The organism is Cupriavidus sp. 01L46 (genome assembly GCF_056399905.1).
Genome location: NZ_JBFTSF010000129.1, coordinates 1 through 18,759 on the forward strand (window position 1 = coordinate 1; position 18,759 = coordinate 18,759).

Consider the following 18,759-nt stretch of genomic DNA (forward strand, 5'->3'; position numbering starts at 1 on the left):
CACTTGGGATGGGCACAGGCGATACAGGCCGCCAGTTCGATTTCCGGATGCGCAACGGCGATGCCTTCCAGTTCGATCGAGGAAATCCATTCGCCGCCGGACTTGATCACATCCTTGCTGCGATCCGTGATCTGCATATAGCCGTCGGCGTCGATCGTGGCGACATCGCCGGTGGCGAACCAGCCATCTTTCTCCAGGCAGGTTTCCTCCATGCCGAAGTAGCGCTCCACGACCCAATGGCCGCGCACCATCAGGTCGCCCGCCGAGCRCCCGTCCCACGGTAACTCGGCACCATCGGCGTCGACGACCTTCATCTCGACACCCGGCACGACCCTGCCTTGCTTGGCCTCGAGCTGCGCGCGCTCCTGCTCCGGCTTTTGCGCGAAGCCCTGCGAGGGCGAAAACACAGTGCCAACCGGCGACAGCTCGGTCATGCCCCAGGCGTGTACCGACTTGATGCCCAGTTCGCCCAGCGCCCTGGCCAGTTGCGGCGGGCATGCCGCGCCGCCCACGATGACACGCTCCAGGCTGTTGCAGCGCTTGCCCGTGCGGCGCATATGGTCGGCCAGGCCGAGCCAGACCGTGGGCACGCCGGCCGACACCGTCACGCCTTCCTGGTCGAACAATGCCGACAGGGACGCGCCGTCGAGCGCCGGACCCGGAAGCACCAGTTTCGCCCCGACCAGCGCCGCGGAGAACGGTAGCCCCCAGGCATTGACGTGGAACATCGGCACGACAGGCACCACGGAGTCCGACGCACGCAGGCAAAGCGCGTCTGGCAGCGCCGAGGCATAGGCCATCAGGCAAAGCGAAYGGTGCGAGTACAAGACGCCCTTCGGGTTGCCGGTGGTGCCGGAGGTGTAGCAAAGCACCGCCGCCAGCTGCTCATCCAGGCGGGGCCAGTTGAAATGGCCGGGCTGCCCGCCGATCAGGGCCTCATAGCTTTCGAGCGGCAGCGCCGGTGCTTGAGGCAGGCTGGTGGCCTCGCACAGCATGACCCATGACTCGACATGAGGACATCGCGGCGCGATCTGCTCGACCAAGCCCAGGAACGAGGCATCAAAGCAGACCACGCGGTCGCGGGCATGATTGATGATGTAGGCGATCTGTTCGGGGAACAGGCGGGGGTTGATGGTATGACAAACCGCGCCAATGCCGGTCACGCCATAGTACAGCTCCATATGGCGATAGCCGTTCCACGCCAGCGTGCCGACGCGGTCTCCCGCCACGATGCCGCGGCCCGTCAGCGCATTGGCCAGTTGCATGGCGCGGACATGGCAGTCCCCGTAGGTATAGCGGTGAATGTCGCCCTCGACGCGCCGGGATACGATTTCCACCGTGCCGGAGTGCCGCGCTGCCTGCTCCAGCAGCGTGGACAATTGCAAAGGCGCATACATCATCTGACCGAGCAGGTCCATAGTCTTGTCTCCTGACAGGCGGTTTGTCGTTATGCCGGTTGCATTCAACGGTCATGGCGACGCCGGCTGCGAGGCATTCTAGAGGTGCCCGCCACCTCCGGCACTGACAGGAATGGCCGAACTAGTGACAAATCCGGCCAATCGAACTGGGGTGCATGGCAGGCGACCCGCGCGACGCAAAGCGGCAGGTTTTGTCAATGAATGGGCAGGTTTGGTTATTCCCGCATGACGCGGCGGGCGCTACGATCCGGTACCCAGACCATGCGGTGCCGGCATCCGGCCAGATGCACCGCGCCCTGTCCCCAAAATGGAGTCCCCAAAAAATGACCTACCGTGCCCCGCTCAAGGACATGCTGTTCGTGATGAACGAACTGGCTGATCTTGACGCAGTCAGCAAGCTGCCCGGCTTCGAGGACGCCACGCCGGAGACGGCGCAGGCGGTGCTCGACGAGGCAGCCAAATTCAACGARCAAGTGGTGGCGCCGCTCAACCGCATTGGCGACACCGATCCCAGCAGCTGGAAGGAYGGCGTGGTTACCACCACGCCCGGTTTCAAGGACGCGTTCCGCCAGTTTGGCGAAGGTGGCTGGCAGGGCGTGCTGCATCCGCAGGAATTTGGCGGCCAGGGCTTGCCCAAGTTGATCGCCACCGCCTGCAACGAGATGCTGAACACGGCGAACCTGTCGTTCGCGCTGTGCCCGCTGCTGACAGACGGCGCCATCGAAGCCCTGCTGACCGCGGGCAGCGACGCGCAGAAGGCCACCTTCCTGCCCAAGCTGATCTCCGGCGAATGGACCGGCACCATGAACCTGACCGAGCCGCAGGCCGGCTCGGACCTGGCGGCCGTGCGCACGCGCGCCGAACCGCAGGGCGACGGCACCTACAAGGTGTTCGGCACCAAGATCTTCATCACCTACGGTGAACACGACATGGCGCAGAACATCGTCCATCTCGTGCTGGCGCGCACGCCCACGGCACCCGAGGGCGTCAAGGGCATYTCGCTGTTCATYGTGCCCAAGTTCCTGGTGAATGAGGATGGTTCGCTGGGCGCGCGCAATGATGCGCACTGCGTGTCGATCGAGCACAAGCTGGGCATCAAGGCCAGCCCCACGGCMGTGCTGCAGTTCGGCGACCACGGTGGCGCCATCGGCACGCTGGTCGGCGAGGAAAACCGCGGCCTGGAATACATGTTCATCATGATGAACTCGGCGCGCTTCTCGGTCGGCATGCAAGGCATCGCCGTGTCGGAGCGGGCCTACCAGCAGGCTGTGARTTTYGCCCGCGAGCGCGTGCAAAGCCGTCCGGTCGATGGTTCCGCGCGCGAGGCTGTGGCCATCATCCATCACCCGGACGTCAAGCGCATGCTGATGACCATGCGCTCGCTGATCGAAGGCGCGCGCGCGGTAGCGTATGTGGCCGCRGCCGCGTGCGAYACGGCGCACCAGCATGCCGACGAMGCGGTGCGCAAGCAAAGCCAGGCSTTCTACGAGTTCATGGTGCCCATCGTCAAGGGCTGGAGCACCGAGTTGTCCATCGATGTGACCAGCCTGGGYGTGCAGGTGCACGGCGGCATGGGCTTCATCGAGGAGACCGGCGCGGCCCAGCATTATCGCGAYGCCCGCATCCTGMCGATCTACGAAGGCACGACCGCGATCCAGGCGAACGAYCTCGTCGGCCGCAAGACGCTGCGCGAYGGTGGCGCGGTGGCCCGTGCGATCTGCACGCAGATCGCCGAGACCGAGGCRGCGCTGGGCAAGCATGGTGGYGCGGCATTCACCGCGGTGCAGGCGCAACTGGCCAAGGGGCGCGCCGCGCTGGAGACCGTGGTGGCGTWCGTCGTGGCCAATGCCAAGTCGGATCCGAATGCCGTGTTTGCCGGCAGCGTGCCTTACCTGAAGCTCTGCGGCATCGTGTTTTCGGGCTGGCAGCTTGGCCGSGCGATGCTCGCGGCGGAYGCGAAGCGTGCCGAGGATCCGTCCTTCCACGACGCCAAGATCTCGACGGCGCATTTCTTCGCGGAGCACATCCTGTCGCAGGCATCGGGTTTGCGCGATGCCATCGTGGCGGGCGCGGTGCCGGTCAATGCGTTGAGCGAAGCGCAGTTCTGAGATCGCACGGTAGCGGGCATTTGCTGAAGCCGGCAAGTTGCGCCAACGGCGATTGAAATGATGACGGTGTTGGCTCCCTCCGGCACTGTCACGTTGATGGGGCGGTTGCGTAAGATGGTGCGATGATGAAGAGGAAATCGCTCTACCACGGCCACCACTTCCCGGCGGTGGTCATCAGCCAGGTGGTGCGCTGGTACTTCCGGTTCAACCTGAGGCTGCGCGACATCGAGGAATTGCTGTTCGAGCGCGGCGTGACGGTGATCTTCGATACGATCCGTCGCTGGTGCGATAAATTCGATGCCCGCTTTGCTCATCGTGTCAAGGCCGCGCGCAGAAGACCGGGCGGAACATGGCACCTGGACGAGATGTTCGTGACGCTGCGCGGCGAGCCGTACCTGCTGTGGCGGGCGGTCGACGAGCACGGTGCCGAACTTGATATCCTGTTGCAGAAGCGGCGCGACAAGGCTGTCGTCAAACGCCTTTTTAATCGCGTGCTACGTTMCTGCCCAGTCCCGCGCAAGATCGTCACCGATTAGTTGCGCAGCTATCCGGCGGCGAAAGGCGAGATCCCGGCGCTGGCGAACGTCAAACACGTGTTCGTTAAAGCCGCCGCCCGGTTGAACAATCGGGCAGAGAACAGTCACCAGCCGACCCGCGAACGGGAGCGGCGCATGCGCGGCTTTCACGCCCTGAAGCGCACGCAGGCGTTCCCATCGAGCTTTGGCCCCATCCGGAGGCACTTCACACTCAAGCGACATCTGCTGCGCGCCTCGCTATATCGCAAACAGCGTGCCGCACGCTTCATTGCCTGGCGCGATTCGACCGAACACGCCCGAAATCCGCTCTGAACGATACTCGCACCTGCCGCCGGCACGTCTCACTCTCGGTAAGCCGGGAATTTGGGGGCTAGTGAGGGGTCTGCTGCTGCTCAATGTACTGGCGCAGGATATCCAGTGGAGCCCCGCCGCACGACGCCGCGAAGTAGGACGGGGACCAAAGCACGCCCCGCCGCTTGAGCCACGGATGGAAATCCCCGAACTGTTGCCGCAGCAGTCTGCTCGACACGCCCTTGAGCGATGCGACGAGCGCTGATAGGGCGACCTTCGGCGGGTAGTTCACCAGCAGATGGACGTGGTCGTGGTCGCCGTTGAACTCTACCAACTCGGCCTCGAAGTCCTTGCATACCCTGGCCAGGATGGCCTGCATTGCGTCAAGGTGCTCCTTCTTGAACACGTTGCGCCGATATTTGGTCACGAAGACCAAGTGTACGTGCAGGGCAAAGACGCAGTGCCGTCCGTGCCGTAAATCCGTATCAGTCTTGCGTGGACGCGCCATCTTCTTCTCTTGCCGAATTTGGAAGACCAAGCGCACTATACGGGAATGGAAACCGTAAAGACACTGAAGCTGCGCATCAAGGACAAGCACGCGAAGGCGACGCTTGCGATGGCGCGCGACGTGAACACGGTTTGGAGTTTCTGCAATGAAACCCAGTATCGCAGCCTGAAGCGTTACTGCAATCGCCCGAAGGTCTGGCTGTCAGGGTTCGACCTTCAGAAACTCACAGCGGGCTTCAGCAAATGCGAAGGCGTGCGCGTCGATTCCCGAACGGTTCAAGAGACGTGCAAGGAATTCGCGACGCGGCTTAAACAGTTCAGGCGCCAGAAAATCAATTGGCGCGTGAGCAACCGAAAGTGGCCGAAGTATTTGCTCGGATGGGTTCCATTCAAGGGCGAAGGCATCAAGTACAAGAACGGGCAACTGCACTTCAATGGTCTTCAGATCGGCCTGTGGGACTCGTATGGCCCGTCGAAGTATGAGCTTGGCGCGGGCAGCTTCAACGAGGACTCGCGCGGGCGTTGGTACGTCAACATCGCTGTCAAGGTGGAGGTCGAAGAAAAACGCGTGCCGGATGGCTCGGACGTGATCGGCATCGATCTTGGTTTGAAGACCTTGGCGACGTACAGCGACGGTGAGAAATTCGGGCCTAAGCGCTTCTATCGCGAGTCTGAGCAAGCGCTCGGCATCGCTCAACGCGCGAACAAGAAGCGCCGCGTGAAGGCAATCCACGCCAAGATCGCAAATCAGTGCAAGGACGCCATCCATAAGGAAACATCGGCGCTGGTCAAAAGACATGCAGGAATCTTCGTAGGCAACGTGAACGCGCAAGCGCTGGCAAAAACGAGTATGGCGAAGTCCGTACACGACGCCGCATGGACCACGTTCCGGACACAACTCAAGTACAAGGCCATCAGGCAATGTGTGGTGTTCGCAGAGGTCAACGAAGCGTTTTCAACCCAAACGTGCTCGTGCTGCGGAGTCATATCCGCGAGCAGTCCGAAAGGTAGGGCCGGCCTTGGAATAAGGCAGTGGACGTGCTGTTCGTGCGGGTCGGTCCACGACCGCGACACGAACGCGGCCCGGAACATTGCCCGCCTGGGACTTCAGGCGCTCGCTGGAGGAATCTCCGGGGGTTAGCCCGGAGAGGAAGTCAAAACGTGGCACGGCCCTTGCGGTGCAGTAGGCGGAGCCCGGGCCTATTATCGAATAGGGACTTTGGTGCTTCGAAATTCTTCCTGGGTGTCACATGAAACCACTAATCCACCTCTTTCACTCCCAAAAGGACCGCTCATGGGCGTGGGGGCGGTCCATAGAAGATCTCATTGAGGTCAACTCACGAGATGGTCACTAGAAATTTTTCGTGCTTTCCGCGTACCCTCACGCACATGTAGGGTGCCACATACAGCCACATACCCCGCCATTACACGACGCCACATATTCTGACAATTCGAGACAAATCTCATAACGATTAAGACACGTTTAGAGAAAGATCTGGTGGAAAATATGCGTGGCCGCGCCCTTGGGGTCGTGCCGTTCCTCAGTCGAATCTTTGCAAGGACACGAACATGAAAGACGCCATCTTCGCGCGCCTACTCGTACCGCTAGCAGTATCGCTTACTCCATTTCTTTCGCATGCACACGACGACCTTGCCGATAAGCGGCCCGCTTGCAGCGAGGCACTGCAGGCCGAAACGATGAGTGTCCGCTCGACCGATGGTGCCGATAGYCCATCAGCCAGTAGTGTCATCAATATTGGATTGGCAGATAGCAGCGTCACTTTGATTATGCCTTGGTTTATCAATACTACGCGTCAAGCGATCAACGAGAAAAAAAGCACTCGCGATTACTTTCGCGACCTGCTCCACGGAATATAGCCCCGACCGCCGGCTTGAGCGTATCGGGGTTGATGCGTAGAGCGGAAATTGAGTCGAACAATGAAACCGGCGGACCTCTCTCCCGCCGAGCGGCCTAGCTTGCGAGGTCCCTCTAGGGAAAGACCTATGTGGACGCCTCCCGGATTACAAGCTGATTGGCATGTGGTCGACAGGTGAAGGCGGTGCGTCTATGTACGGCCCGTTTGTGCAGACCGTACAGCCAGATGGTTCATATGGAATTCGCGGGCGAGGTCTCCATCTGATTATCGAGCATGGCTACTCGCATTTACTATCGGGTTCTCCTCGTCTCGGTCCAACCTGTTAGCCATCATGCGATGCTCACCTTGAGAAAGGTAACTTCAGGCCATCGCGGGGTATCCGTCTGGCCAGCTATTTCTTGGCGGAACTAGCGATCCTCAACGGCAGYATCAGCGAAAGCGCTTCTCAATCTGGATCCGTGTTACACGTGTCAAGCAACCGTAGCCTTCTCGCTTCGGCAATCGCTTGACCGCGACGCACCACGCACAGCTTATTGAATATCGACTTAAGGTACCACTTGACCGTATCAACGCTAATGCTCAGCGCTCGCGCGATCTCCTTATTTGAGTGGCCTTGATCAATAAGCTTGAGAATTTCGATTTCTCGACCTTTCAAGCGATTATCGAGGGGTAGCCTTTGATCGTCTCCATCATTTAGCCTGGTAGTTGTTGCCGACCATTAATTCGGCAAACGGTGACCACTAAATCCGCCAATGATCATCGATCTAACTGATTGATACATAAACGATTTCTGCTGCGTTATGACGTATACCGCTGTTGTTCGTAGGCAACGCGTTTTGGGGCGCCGCGTCCACTAATTCCGCCAACGCGGGTCGACTGATCAGTAAATCGCCTAGTATGTGTAAGACCACTGTCTTGAACATAGCGATGCGGATTGCAACGAAGCGCGAACTGGCGATTGCGAGGGTCTTACGTCCGCTTGGGACGGCTCCTCTCTCGCTTAAGCAAGCAGAGAACGCTGGCAAATTGCTTGGAATCCATTGGGCTACGGTTTATCACTTGCGCCGGCGCTTGCTCGCAGATCCTGTGGCGAGCGCGTTGATACCTTATGACCGAGGTCCCAAAGTGGGAAAGCCGCGTCTAGCAGCGACTGTCGAGGAAATCGTGAGTGAGGTCCTGATCGATTGGCTGCCGCGACAGCGTCATCTCGCTCATCCGCTTTTCGAGCTCGAGGTCGAAATCCGGAAGCGATGCGCAGGGGCAAGTGTTAGTCCGCCAAGCAGAGCTACCATCTCGCGACGCTGGGCCGCCCATCGGAAAGAAGAGGCCCTTCGGCTCGCAACGCTGCCGGGTTCTGAGATTCCCCCAGGTCATCTTGTGGCGCGCTGTCCGATGGATATTGTGCAGATTGATCACACGCTGGCCGATTCGATGCTGGTGGATGATGCGAGCCGGCGCCCAATTGGGCGGCCATGGCTAAGCATAGCCCTCGACGTCTCGACAAGATGCGTCGTCGGCGTATATGTCGGGATGGACCGCCCCAATGCGGCAACGGTCGCGTTGCTATTGACCCGCGTTGTCTTGCCAAAGGATGGCTGGCTCGCGAGCCTCAATGTTAGCGTCGATTGGCCGATGCAGGGCATTCCACAGCTACTTCACCTTGATAATGCGGCCGAATTCAAAAGCAGGGCATTGCGAGCGGGGTGTCGGGAGTATGGTGTTGAGTTGATGTACCGCCCCGCAGGAAGGCCGTACTTCGGGGGACATATCGAACGTTTGATGAGGACCATCATGGAACGTGTCCATAGTCTGCCAGGATCGACGGGATCGTCACCCAAGGGGCGCAAGACCAGACCGCGACGCCGTCATGGCGCTCCCTATCCGCCGGTAGTACCGGCCTCATCCTTTTTGCGCGTGGCGCCGGACACCGATCTGGTCAATCCGGATTTCACCATGCTGGCAGAGGCTTACGGCATGGCGGGCGAGCAGGTCTTGCGCACCGCGGATTTCCCGGCGGCGTTCGAGCGCGCGCGGTCGTCAGGCAGGCCGGCGCTGATCGAATTGCGCACGGATCCAGAGGTCGTGTCGCCGCGGGCCACAATCAGTTCCCTGCGCCGGCAAGGCGCACGCAAATGAAAGGCGGGGACGTGCGGCCAGTCGGCGGCGCTGGCGAGGGGAGTGCCGTGTGCGGGGATACACAATCGGCGGGTGCATCGCGACTCGTGGTTCGCGACGTGCACGCGTTCGCGGTCTCGTTTCCGGTGGCGCAGGCGGACAGCGTGGTACTGGGCGTGGGCCGCGCCATCAAGCGCGACGCCGTGGTGGTCAAGGTCACGACAGAATGCGGGCTGGTCGGCTACGGGGAATCCCATCACGGCCGTGCACACACGACGGTGGCGCATCTCATCAATACGGCCCTGCGGCGGCTGGTGGTCGGCAAGGATGCATCCGACGTGATCGGCATCTGGAAAGGCAGATGTTGCACTGGCTGGGCGTCAAGCCTTCGTATTCGCGTCCACGAGTGAGTGACGATAATGCCTTCGCGGAGAGCCTCTTCCGCACCGCCAAGTACCGGCCGGAGTTCCCCTCTACGGGCTTTGCGGATCTGACTGCGGCGCGTACCTGGGCGGCGCAGTTCGTGCACTGGTACAACCATGGGCATCGGCACAGCGGCATCCGCTACGTGAGCCCGGCACAGCGCCACGCCGGACAATACGCCAACATTCTGGCCACGCGCCATGCGCTGTACGTTCAGGCTCGTGAGCGCAACCCGCGTCGTTGGTCACGCCACACTCGAGACTGGTCGCCAATCGACACGGTCACGCTCAATCCGGAGCGCGAGATTGCCGTGCCCACCGGTATCAAGCCAGGTGCCGAAAAACAGCGTTTGGTTGCATGAATGAGGCGACATCTACCTTGACGCGCGCCGATAGGGGTGACTGTGATGACCACGTTGGACGCCACCGGAAGAAGGTGTGGAATGACAGTCAATTCGTTCAGTTCTGTCTCGCTAAATCCACCATTAATCCTGTGGAGCCAATCTCTTTCATCAAAAAGTTACACTGCGTTTCGGGATTCTGAGCGGTTCGTAGTGAATATCATCTCAGAAAATCAAATTGAGTTATCCAAACAGTTCTCGATCGCTAGCGATGACAAATTTCGAAACATCACCTTTCGATCCGGTTTGGGAGGTATTCCCATCATTAGTTCATGCGCTGCAAATTGGAATGTGTGAAGGTTTCCGCCCATCCTGAGGGCGATCATGTTATTTATATCGGACGAGTTATCCGCCTGGAACGGTCCGAGCACAGGCCGCTCGTTTTCGGTAATGGGCGCTACCTTGTAGCACGAGCCCATGAGCAAGATCGTTAGCGGCTTTTTGCCTGTTGGCGTCCACCATAGTTTCATGATGTTGAATTTATCTCTAGGCTTACTGTTTCTTGCCGACCTGCTGGTCGGTCATGTTCGAGCCAGCGGTGTGGCGCAGCCAGTGCGCCGAGGCGCTGGCCAGCGCACCGCGGCTTGCGGCTCCCATGCCGGCCCGCGTCCCCGCAGGCACGCCGCGGCCATGCCAAACACCTCTTTCAGGATCAGGTCAGTTCGTCGGTCGCCGGCACCAGTCGCGTCTTGTTGCCCTTGCCGGTCACCTCCAGCTACCAGCGCTCGACACCCTGGGCATCGCGTCGACAGGAGGTCATGCCGGGATAAAGCTGGAGATGACACATAAGTCAAAAAGTAGTAAAGAACGCAGCTTTTATGCGATAGCTCGGACGCCGCGCCTCGAGGACAGGGGCTGTCCATTTGAGGACGGCCCACAGGCGTAGAGCAAAGCGAATGTGTCAGCCTTTCTCACATAGAGCAGGCCAGGAACGCCGGTCTCTGACGAGCGGCGATCCTGTGGCCTGGATATAGCGGGCTGCGAAGTCGCTGTTAGCGCATATGTCTGCGCCGCTAGTGATCGCCAACAGCAGTGAACTGTGGGTTGTAGGAGCGCGTTGCGTCCACCAGCATCCGTGTGTAAGGATGCCGCGCGGCATGGTTGCAAAGGTCGTCAACGGCAACGGTTTCGACAATGCAGCCCTGCTGCATCACCGCAACGCAGTCACACAGATGCGCGACGACGCCCAGATCATGCGTCACCATTAGATAAGTGAGTCCATCCCGCTCGCGCAGCGATGCCAGCAGGTTCAGGATCTCGGCCTGTACCGACACATCCAATGCCGAGGTAGGCTCGTCAAGTAACAGGATGCTCGGCTCGAGGATCAAGGCGCGCGCGATCGCCACACGCTGGCGTTGCCCGCCTGACAACTGGTGGGGATAACGAAACCGGAATCCAGCATGCAGGCCGACCTTGTCGAGCACGGCATCAACACGTGCTCGCTCATCGCCCATGCCATGGATGCGCAGCGGTTCGGCAAGGGCTGTGTACACGGTATGGCGTGGATGCAGCGAACCGTACGGATCCTGGAACACCATCTGGATCTGGCGGCAGCGCGCCCGGTCCGGCTTGTGGCCGAGGGGATGGCTGGCAATGTTCAGCTTGCCCTCCCAGTGCGTGTACTGCCCCGCGAGGCAGCGCAACACGGTGGTCTTTCCCGATCCGGACTCGCCGACCAGGCCAAACGACTGGCCTTGCGCCACTTCGAACGAGACGTCGTTCAATACCTTGCTGGTGGTCACTCCGTGACCGAAGCTGAGATTCAGCCCGTTGACTTCGATGATTGCCATGGTTGTTCCAGTCATGCGGTGAGCCAGGCCGAGTCGCGCTGCAGCACCGGCAGGGTCTTGCGGCGATGGTCGAGGCTGGGCAGGGCGCTCAGCAAGCCGCGGGTATATGGATGCCGTGCCTGGTCGAGATCCGCTGCGGCGATCGACTCGACCACCCTCCCGGCATACATCACCAGCACGCGGTCGCAGAAGTGGCGCACCAGATTCAGGTCGTGGCTGATGAAGATCAGGCCGAGCCCGCGTTCGGCGACCAGCTCGTCGAGCACGGACAGCACCTGCAGGCGCACGGAAACGTCGAGTGCGGACGTGGGTTCGTCCGCAATTACGATCTCTGGCTTCTGGATCAGCATCATTGCGATCATGACGCGCTGGCCCATGCCGCCGGAGATTTCGTGCGGATAGAGCCTGCAGACGCGCTGCGGTTCACGGATCCGCACGGATTCCAGCATCGCGAGTGTGTGCTGGCGCGCCTGCGCCTTTGGCATCCTGCTGTGGGCGAGCAGCGCTTCGGCAATCTGGTCGCCGATGCGCATCACCGGATTGAGCGAGTACTTCGGGTCCTGCATGATCATCGACATGCGACTGCCGCGAATGCTGCGCATCGTGCTTTCGCTGGCCGTCAGCAGATCGATGCCGTCGAAAGAGAGTTTGCTGGCCTCGATTCTGGCACTGGGCGGATGCAGCCGCAGCAGCGTGCGGCCGACGGTGGACTTTCCCGAGCCGGACTCACCCACGATGCCGAGTTTTTCACGCGAGAGGTCGAAGGAGACGCCGCGGACGGCATTGACGGTCCGGCCGCCGCTGTCGAAGCCGACGCTTAGGTCGCGGACCTGTAATCGTGGAATGGAAAGAGAGGGGTTCATATTGGCTCGTATCATTCGCTGCGCGGGTCCAGTACGTCATAGAGCCCATCACCCAACAGGTTGAAGGCAAGGCTCACCATTAGGATGGCCGCCCCTGGCATAGCCACCATCCACCAACTGTCCAGCATGTAGCGACGGCCTTCAGAGATCATCGCGCCCCATTCCGGCAACGGGGCCTGGGCACCCAGGCCCAGGAATCCGAGTCCGGCGGCCGTCAGGATGATCCCGGCCATGTTCATGGTCAGGCGCACCACGACCGACGAGAGGCACAAGGGAACGATGTGGCGTACCAGGATGCGCAGCGCGGATGCCCCTTGCAGTTGGGCGACCACGATGAAATCGGCCTTGCGCAGCGACAGCGTTTCGGCGCGGGCCAGCCGCGCAATCGGTGGCCAGGCCGTCAGCGCGATCGCGATCACGGCATGGTCGAGGCCGGGGCCGAGGGCGGCCACGAACGCCAGCGCAAGCACGAGACTGGGGAAGGAAATGAAGATGTCGGTGATGCGCATGAAGACGGTATCGACCCAGCCGCCGAAATAGCCGGAAGTGACCCCGACCGCCAGGCCGATCGGACCCACGACGATCGTCACCAGTGACACGATGTACAGCGTGATGCGCGAGCCGTAGACAAGCCGGCTGAAGATGTCGCGCCCGAACTCGTCCGTGCCGAACCAGTGAGCAGCACTCGGCGCCTGCAGCGCCCCCGCGAGGTCTTGCGCCAACGGATCGTGCGTGGCGATCCAGGGGGCGAGTAGGGCGATCAGCAGCAGGGCAGCGATGACGACGACCCCTGCCACCGTCAGGGGATTGCGTAACAGACGGCGCAGTCCGCGCAGCATATCGTTCAGCAGCGCCTGGAAGCCGGATCGCGGCAGGTGTGGCTGGGCACCCACGATGCGCGGGTCGATAGTGCGGTCGTTGGTCGAAGCGGTAGTCATTGGCGGGTCCTCKGATCGAATACCTGGTAGAGGGCGTCGGACAGCAGGTTGATCGCGATAAACACGATACCGACGACAAGCACGGATCCCATGACCGCGTTCATGTCGCCCAAGAGAAGGCTGCTGGTGAGGTACTGGCCAAAGCCCGGCCAGCCGAACACCGTTTCGATCAGCACGGCGCCTTCGAGCAGGCCACCATAGGCCAGCACGACGATGGTCAGCAGTTGCACGAGGATGTTGCGAAAGGCGTGGCGCCAGATGACGGCCCATTCTGGCAGTCCCTTGACGCGCGCGGTCAGGATGTATTCCTGCGAGAGCTGCGACAGCATGAAGCTGCGAGTCATGCGACTGATATAGGCTATCGAATGCAGGCCCAGGATGCAGCCCGGCAGGGCGATGTGCCGGACGGCGCTGCGGAACACCTCCCACTCGCCCGCCATTGCGGTGTCGACGATCAACAGACCGGTCACGGACGGGACCACGCCGTCATAGGCGAACGCGACCCGCCCGATGCCGCCCGCCCAGCCCAGCCAGGCGTAGAAGATCAGCAGCCCCATCATGCCGAACCAGAAGATCGGCGTGGAATAACCGAACAGGCTGACCAGGCGGACGATATGGTCGCCCAGGCGGCCGCGATGGGTCGCGGCAAACACGCCGAGCGGGACACCCACGAGGGTGCCCACGACGATCGCCAGCGTGGCCAGTTCCACTGTGGCCGGCAGTACACGGACAAGGTCATCGCGTACGGGATGGCCGGTCAGCAAGGCATTGCCCAGGTCGCCGTGCAGCAGATCGCGCAGGTAGTAGCCGAACTGYACCAATAGCGGGCGGTCCAGGCCGAGCTGTCGATAGACCTGCTCGTAGGTGGAGCGGTCGGCATCGGGTCCGAYGATGCCGAGCACCGGGTCGAGCGGCATCAGGCGGCCGATGACAAAGGTGAGCAGCAGCAAGCCGAGCAGGGTGAGTACGACACTGAGCAGGCGCTGGCTCAACAAGCGCAGTCGCCGCGCGCCGGCGGACGGACGCCGCGGTGCGGGTGAGGGAAGGACAGATGCTGCGGACACGGGATTCTCCGTCGGAAGAGTGTTGATGCGTCGCCACCAGGCGCTGTCGGGGCGAACGCCGGCGAAATGCGTTTGGCCGGTTCAGCGCTGCTTGTAAACCTCGCGCAACCGTGTTGTCGCCGATGGATGGCCAGCAAAGTTGCGCACGTCCTTGCGCAGGACGACCGTCTCAATCATCTGGGAGATGGGCTGAATGGCGGGCACCTCGGCGTCGAACAGGCGCTGTGCATCCTGGTAGGTCTGGGCTTGTATACCCTCGTCCTGCTGGAGCAGGGCGCTCTCGATCAGCTGGTTGAGCTGCGGATCGAAGTACGAGGTCCGCCATCCCTGGAAGTTCGTCAGCCTGGCCGCATCGCGGTTGTCCGGGTTGTAAACCAGGGCGCGCAGGCTTGAATGCGGGTGCGGTTCGGCACCGCCGCCGCCGCGCCCGACGATGATCTCGAAATTCCGGTCGCGCATCGCGCCATAGACCTGGTTCCCGGTGCCCGGCAGGATGCTGGCCTCGATGCCGGCCTTGGCCAGCGTGGACTGCAGGTTCGTCGCGATGTTCGTGAACGGGGATTCGGCCACGACCCGGATCGTCGTCTTGAAGCCACTTGCAAAACCGGCCTCCGCCAGCAGCTTCCTGGCCGCCACATTATCGAGCCTGTAGCCCGGCTCTGGCAGCGTCGCGTGCAGGCCCAGTGGGACCGGGCGCTGGTGGTAGACGCCGTAGTGCGGCATCACGGTGCGGTTGATGCCGTCGAAGTCGACGAGATGGCGCAGGACGGCCTGGCGCACGCGCCGGTCGGCGAATCTCGGGTCTTTCGCATTGACGGCGATGTAATACAGCGTGCCCCGCATGACATCATGTACCTCGGTGTCGGCGGCGTTCTTCATTGCAGCGATATCAGGCACCGACATGCCGGAGGCGATGTCGATGTCGCCGCGACCGAGCATCAGGCGCAAGGTCTGAGACTCGGTCATGTGGCGAAGGATCACCCGGCGCAGCTTCGCCGGTCCGCGCCAATAGCCATCGAAGCGGCTCAGCAGCAGCACTTCCTTGGCGCGCCATTCGTTCATCACGAACGGTCCCGAGCCGGCTGCGTTGGTGGTCAGCCAGGCCGCGCCCAAGTCGCCGTTGCGGTCGTGCTCCATCACMTTCTTGCGGTCCAGGATCAMCGAGCTGACCGACGTCCCCAGGGTGTACAGCACGATCTTCGGATCCGTTGGCTTGGGCAGCTCCACGACCAGCGTGAGCGGGTCCGTCGCGCGGATCAACTGGTCGACGTTCTGCGCCGTGAAGCCGTAGCTTTTCCACGGCGAGGCCATCGCGAGGTTCAGCTTCAACACCCGCCGCAGCGACCAGGCCGCATCTTCGGCGGTCAGCGGGTTGCCGGACTGGAATTTCACGCCGCGCCGCAGCGTGAACGTGATGCTGCGCCTGTCCGGGGCGATCGTCCACGTTTCGGCCAGGCCGGACAGCACCTTGGTAATGTCGTGCGGATCGAGCTCGACCAGGTAGTCATAGACATTGCAGGCGACCTCGACCACGTCGTTGCCGGTGGCGGCTGCCGGATCCAGCGACAGCAGGTTGTTCAGGCTCAGGCCCATGACGAGCTGGTCGTCCGGCGTCTTCGCCTCGGCGGCGCCTGCCGCCGCCACCAGTAGCGGGATGGCGAGCATGCACGCGCGCAGGGTACGGGGATAGTTCATGATGTCGGCCGATGCTCAGTAGCTCGCGACGGCATTGGCCGCGATGTACTCGAAGTTGATGTCCTCGCCCAGGCCCGGTTGCCGGGACAGATGGACGAAACCTTCACCATCCATTGGGTCGGCGATGCTGTTGAGATATTCCGGCACCTCGTCGTAGTCGAGGAAGGGGTGCAGCAGGCCGCGTTCGTACCAGCGGCAGTTTCTGATTGCCGCGCAGACGGCCAGGTTGGCGGCGCCATTGCCGTGGATCTCGCAGTTCATGCCGAAGGACTCGGCAAGGTGGGCTACCTTCAGCGTCGGCGTGATGCCACCACTGCCGGCGACRCCGGCACGCAGGATGTCGCATGCGCCCGCCTTGACCCAGTCCGCGCGGCTGTAGTGCTTGCCGGACAGGCTTTCGGGGCCAAGGATTGGAATGTCAAGCTGGTTCGACAGCCACGAATAGGAAGCCATGCTCTGCTCGTTCATCATCTCTTCGAACCAGGCGAAGCCGAGCCTCTCGAGTTCACGGCCGATGCGCAGCGCGTCGGTGCGGCTGTAGTTATGGTAGCCGTCGAGCATGAGCGCGATGTCCGGGCCCACGGCCTCGCGGACCGCGGCGCAAGCCTTGATGTCCATGCTGGGATCCGGGGCGAAGGCTACCGGCGGCATCCAGGTGTGCAACTTAATAGCCTTGTAGCCGCGCGCCACTAGCTGTTCGGCGAAGGCGCCGTATTCCTCGGGGGTTGACAGTCCGCCTTTCATCTCGTCTCCGCACATCAGGCGCGCGCGCGTGGCCGGCCCAGGGTGCGAGTGACCGGCGCTGTCCACCGAGCGCCTCGCAGTATAGGTAAATTCGGTGCCGCGCACGCTTTCGATCTTCATGGTGTCCTTTCGTTAGCCGTCAGTCGTCTGACGTGTTGGGGAATATAGCCAAGACGTCAGACAACCTATATGGGTGCTAACCCTAGATTTCTCGCCTAGAAGCCCACCTGTCAGTCGTCAGGTGTGTTTGGGGGAGTTGGTATAATCGCTCAAAGGACTTGGGCGCCGCCCACTGGAGATTGGTATGCAGGAAAGTGTCGCAAGGGCAAAGAGTCAGCCCCAGCGCGTTGTCGATGGTATCTCCCATCGTATCAATGATGGGGTGTTGAGGCCTGGCGACCGGGTGCCTTCGGAACCGGAACTGATGCGTGAGTTCGGCGTGAGCCGCACCGTCGTGCGGGAGGCGATGTCGCGGCTCCAGGCTCACGGCATTGTGGAGACGCTGCAGGGCAAGGGCACCTTTGTGCTGGCCCCGCCAGTGGCGCAACCGATCCTGAGGATCGGTGCCGGCGACTTCAAGGCGCGCCAGGTCCTTGCGATGCTGGAGCTGCGAATCATCCTGGAGTCTGAGGCGGCCAGTCTGGCGGCCTTGCGGCGCGCAGATCAGCACCTGAAGGCGATGCGAGAGGCGCTGGACGCCTTTGACGCCCATCGCCGCGCCGGCGTCAGCACTGTGGAGGATGATTACCGCTTCCACGCGCAAATCTCGGCCGCCACCGGCAACGAGTACTTCGAGGAGGTGCTCGGCAGCTTGGAGAGGGTGACGATTGCGCGCCGCGTCGCGGATGCGGCGCAACCCCTTGCCAGCGAGAGTGCTGGTGCCGGGCCGCGCTTCTCCGAGCCGCTGCCGTCGCTCGAATCCGGCAAGGACATCGCGCAAGCCGAGCACGAGGCCATCTATGACGCGATCCGGCGCGCGGATGCCGCCGCGGCCCGGGCCGCGATGTTCCTGCATCTGAGCAACAGCCGGGAGCGATTGCGAGCGAAGGTCGGCGAGTAGTTTTCTGCACACGCAGGGCAAGGCCGTCGTAGGAGTTGGTGTTTCCACCTATCTATCGGTGGCCCTTGAGGGGTTATAGTGGCCTAACTCATCTGACGACTGACGACAGATGGGTTGGTCTTCCGCCCCTTGAGGTAAGCTATGAACAAGTCCTCCTTTGTCGTGATCGTGCTTGGTGTCCTGTCGAGTGCCGATGCCACTGCCAACGTGACCCTCTGGGGCATCGCCGACACGTGGGTCGGCCAGAATGATGTCAAGGTCGGGGCGGCGCCGGGCAAGACAACGGTGCTAGAAAGCGGCGGGGCCCAGGCGAGCCGCTGGGGCATACGCGGCGAGGAGAGCCTTGGCGGCGGGTTGCGCGCCAGGTTCGCGCTCGAGCAGGGCATCAGCGTCGACACTGGCACGGTGACCAATGTGTCAGCCTCGGACAATGGTTTCAATCGCGCGGCCTGGGTAGGTCTCGGCAGTGCCTACGGCGAGGTGCGCTTCGGGCGCATGCTGACCGCGTTCGATGCCTTGCGCGGTTCGACGAACCATCTCTACGACTCATCGGGCTTTGCATCGACCGGGCAGGTCTGGAGCGCGGGTGCCACCGCCGCGCGCGGGGTGCCCGCAGTGAGTGGAAGCGACTATCTGGCACGCGGCAACAACACGCTCTACTATGGCTCGCCAATGATCGGCCCATTTCGCGGATCCTTGAGCATGAGCCTGGATGAGCGCGCGAGCACGGCCACCAGCGCGCCGAGAATGGTCACGGGACATGTGGAGTACGCCTCGGGCCCGGCGCGTATCGGTTATGGCTTCCAGGATGAGCGGTATGCGACCGGGTACAACAAGTTCCGCATCATTGCCGGCCACTACGCCTTTGGCGTGGCCCGCTTCGTCGGCGCCTACCAGAGGCAGGTCGACGAGCGAGTGCCGGGCCATCAG

Annotated in this window: 16 protein-coding genes and 4 pseudogenes; 10 read left to right on the top strand and 10 right to left on the bottom strand. The window is 61.9% G+C overall.

What is annotated here, in order from left to right:
* On the bottom strand, window positions 1-1,418 hold a 1,418-nt coding region (locus tag AC1DS3_RS21965), incomplete at its 3' end, for an AMP-binding protein (RefSeq protein ID WP_477127945.1).
* Window positions 1,419-1,741: 323 nt separating this feature from the next.
* Here AC1DS3_RS21965 and AC1DS3_RS21970 point away from each other — a divergent pair.
* Window positions 1,742-3,526, top strand: coding sequence for an acyl-CoA dehydrogenase (locus tag AC1DS3_RS21970; RefSeq protein ID WP_477127946.1), 1,785 nt, complete (start codon window positions 1,742-1,744; stop codon window positions 3,524-3,526).
* Between the two features lie 122 nt (window positions 3,527-3,648).
* Window positions 3,649-4,374 (top strand): annotated as a pseudogene (locus AC1DS3_RS21975) (IS6 family transposase).
* 58 nt (window positions 4,375-4,432) lie between these two features.
* Here AC1DS3_RS21975 and tnpA read toward each other — a convergent pair.
* Window positions 4,433-4,861 carry an IS200/IS605 family transposase gene (gene tnpA, locus AC1DS3_RS21980; protein WP_441637020.1) on the bottom strand — a complete coding sequence of 143 codons (429 nt, stop codon included), beginning with the start codon at window positions 4,859-4,861 and terminating at the stop codon, window positions 4,433-4,435.
* Between the two features lie 45 nt (window positions 4,862-4,906).
* Between tnpA and AC1DS3_RS21985 the strand changes: the two genes are divergently transcribed.
* Both AC1DS3_RS21985 and AC1DS3_RS21990 read left to right on the top strand, forming a co-directional pair.
* Window positions 4,907-6,001 (top strand): RNA-guided endonuclease InsQ/TnpB family protein, encoded by a 1,095-nt coding sequence (locus AC1DS3_RS21985; protein WP_477127947.1) that lies wholly within the window; start codon window positions 4,907-4,909, stop codon window positions 5,999-6,001.
* Between the two features lie 428 nt (window positions 6,002-6,429).
* Window positions 6,430-6,738 carry a hypothetical protein gene (locus AC1DS3_RS21990; protein WP_441637024.1) on the top strand — a complete coding sequence of 103 codons (309 nt, stop codon included), beginning with the start codon at window positions 6,430-6,432 and terminating at the stop codon, window positions 6,736-6,738.
* Window positions 6,739-7,182: 444 nt separating this feature from the next.
* Here AC1DS3_RS21990 and AC1DS3_RS21995 read toward each other — a convergent pair whose 3' ends face one another.
* The gene (locus AC1DS3_RS21995) at window positions 7,183-7,392 is read right to left on the bottom strand and encodes a response regulator transcription factor (RefSeq protein WP_441637026.1); all 210 of its coding nucleotides are present in this window, start codon (window positions 7,390-7,392) and stop codon (window positions 7,183-7,185) included.
* A gap of 737 nt (window positions 7,393-8,129) precedes the next feature.
* Here AC1DS3_RS21995 and AC1DS3_RS22000 point away from each other — a divergent pair.
* From AC1DS3_RS22000 to AC1DS3_RS22015, 4 genes and pseudogenes are all read left to right on the top strand, one after another.
* Entirely contained in the window at window positions 8,130-8,873 is a 744-nt protein-coding gene (locus tag AC1DS3_RS22000; protein ID WP_441637027.1) for an integrase catalytic domain-containing protein, read from the top strand.
* The gene (locus tag AC1DS3_RS22005; RefSeq protein ID WP_441637029.1) at window positions 8,870-9,262 is read left to right on the top strand and encodes an enolase-like domain-containing protein; all 393 of its coding nucleotides are present in this window, start codon (window positions 8,870-8,872) and stop codon (window positions 9,260-9,262) included. The genes AC1DS3_RS22000 and AC1DS3_RS22005 overlap by 4 nt, the downstream gene beginning before the upstream one ends.
* A pseudogene (locus AC1DS3_RS22010) lies at window positions 9,214-9,636 on the top strand (integrase core domain-containing protein); the annotation flags it as partial. The gene AC1DS3_RS22005 and the pseudogene AC1DS3_RS22010, both read left to right, overlap by 49 nt.
* Window positions 9,637-9,672: 36 nt before the next feature.
* A pseudogene (locus AC1DS3_RS22015) lies at window positions 9,673-10,109 on the top strand (flavin reductase family protein).
* 73 nt (window positions 10,110-10,182) lie between these two features.
* On the opposite strand, the pseudogene AC1DS3_RS22020 reads toward AC1DS3_RS22015, so the two are convergent.
* The 7 genes and pseudogenes from AC1DS3_RS22020 to AC1DS3_RS22050 all read right to left on the bottom strand — a co-directional run.
* Window positions 10,183-10,438: pseudogene (locus AC1DS3_RS22020) on the bottom strand (tyrosine-type recombinase/integrase); the annotation flags it as partial.
* A gap of 250 nt (window positions 10,439-10,688) precedes the next feature.
* Window positions 10,689-11,459: an ABC transporter ATP-binding protein gene (locus AC1DS3_RS22025; protein WP_477109641.1), complete on the bottom strand. Its 771-nt coding sequence runs from the start codon at window positions 11,457-11,459 to the stop codon at window positions 10,689-10,691.
* Window positions 11,460-11,476: 17 nt separating this feature from the next.
* A complete protein-coding gene (locus tag AC1DS3_RS22030) occupies window positions 11,477-12,328 on the bottom strand; it encodes an ABC transporter ATP-binding protein (RefSeq protein ID WP_441637033.1) in 852 nt (283 codons plus the stop codon).
* Between the two features lie 11 nt (window positions 12,329-12,339).
* Complete coding sequence (locus AC1DS3_RS22035; RefSeq protein WP_441637035.1) at window positions 12,340-13,266, bottom strand: ABC transporter permease; 927 nt, start codon at window positions 13,264-13,266, stop codon at window positions 12,340-12,342.
* Window positions 13,263-14,330: an ABC transporter permease gene (locus AC1DS3_RS22040; RefSeq protein WP_477127948.1), complete on the bottom strand. Its 1,068-nt coding sequence runs from the start codon at window positions 14,328-14,330 to the stop codon at window positions 13,263-13,265. Before AC1DS3_RS22040 ends, AC1DS3_RS22035 begins: the two co-directional genes overlap by 4 nt.
* An 81-nt stretch (window positions 14,331-14,411) precedes the next feature.
* Window positions 14,412-15,995 carry an ABC transporter substrate-binding protein gene (locus AC1DS3_RS22045; RefSeq protein ID WP_477127949.1) on the bottom strand — a complete coding sequence of 528 codons (1,584 nt, stop codon included), beginning with the start codon at window positions 15,993-15,995 and terminating at the stop codon, window positions 14,412-14,414.
* A 45-nt stretch (window positions 15,996-16,040) separates the two neighbouring features.
* Window positions 16,041-16,889: an enolase C-terminal domain-like protein gene (locus AC1DS3_RS22050; protein ID WP_477127950.1), complete on the bottom strand. Its 849-nt coding sequence runs from the start codon at window positions 16,887-16,889 to the stop codon at window positions 16,041-16,043.
* Window positions 16,890-17,073: 184 nt separating this feature from the next.
* On the opposite strand from AC1DS3_RS22050, the gene AC1DS3_RS22055 reads away from it, so the two are divergent.
* Together AC1DS3_RS22055 and AC1DS3_RS22060 are read left to right on the top strand one after the other, a co-directional pair.
* Window positions 17,074-17,829, top strand: a complete 756-nt coding sequence (locus tag AC1DS3_RS22055) for a FadR/GntR family transcriptional regulator (protein ID WP_441637043.1) — start codon at window positions 17,074-17,076, stop codon at window positions 17,827-17,829.
* Window positions 17,830-17,970: 141 nt separating this feature from the next.
* The coding region (locus AC1DS3_RS22060; protein WP_477127951.1) for a porin at window positions 17,971-18,759 on the top strand (789 nt) is incomplete at its 3' end.

Excerpts from the sequence above, each read along its gene's own strand:
- tnpA (WP_441637020.1), bottom strand. The coding sequence starts at position 4,861 with ATGGCGCGTCCACGCAAGACTGATACGGATTTACGGCACGGACGGCAC.
- AC1DS3_RS21985 (WP_477127947.1), top strand. The coding sequence starts at position 4,907 with ATGGAAACCGTAAAGACACTGAAGCTGCGCATCAAGGACAAGCACGCG.
- AC1DS3_RS22000 (WP_441637027.1), top strand. The coding sequence starts at position 8,130 with ATGGATATTGTGCAGATTGATCACACGCTGGCCGATTCGATGCTGGTG.
- AC1DS3_RS22005 (WP_441637029.1), top strand. The coding sequence starts at position 8,870 with ATGAAAGGCGGGGACGTGCGGCCAGTCGGCGGCGCTGGCGAGGGGAGT.
- AC1DS3_RS22030 (WP_441637033.1), bottom strand. The coding sequence starts at position 12,328 with ATGAACCCCTCTCTTTCCATTCCACGATTACAGGTCCGCGACCTAAGC.
- AC1DS3_RS22035 (WP_441637035.1), bottom strand. The coding sequence starts at position 13,266 with ATGACTACCGCTTCGACCAACGACCGCACTATCGACCCGCGCATCGTG.
- AC1DS3_RS22055 (WP_441637043.1), top strand. The coding sequence starts at position 17,074 with ATGCAGGAAAGTGTCGCAAGGGCAAAGAGTCAGCCCCAGCGCGTTGTC.